Source organism: Pseudomonas sp. AC463, assembly GCF_979253585.1.
The window spans coordinates 1-319 of the sequence record NZ_CEEDDZ010000343.1 but is presented as its reverse complement, the minus strand read 5'-3'; the positions used below and the strand labels follow the sequence as shown (position 1 = coordinate 319).

Genomic DNA, 319 nt, shown 5'->3' with positions numbered 1-319 from the left:
GCCCAGGGCGATGCCATCGTTTCCGCCTGCCAGCAACTGCTGGCCGAGGATTTCATGCGTCACTTCCCGGTGGATGTGTTCCAGACCGGTTCCGGCACCAGCTCCAACATGAATGCCAACGAAGTGATCGCCACCCTTGCCACGGGCATTCTCGGCGAGCCGGTGAACCCCAATGATCATGTCAACTGCGGCCAGAGCAGCAATGACATCATCCCCACCACCATCCATGTCAGTGCCGCCATCGAGGTTAGTGAACATCTGCTACCGGCGCTTGGCCACCTGCTCAAGGTGCTCTGCGAGAAGTCCCTCGAGGTGCAAC

At 59.9% G+C, this 319-nt stretch carries 1 protein-coding gene; it reads left to right on the top strand.

Going from position 1 to position 319, the window contains the following annotated elements:
* On the top strand, positions 1-319 hold a 319-nt coding region (locus tag AC0IYH_RS30445; RefSeq protein ID WP_471837877.1), incomplete at both ends, for a lyase family protein.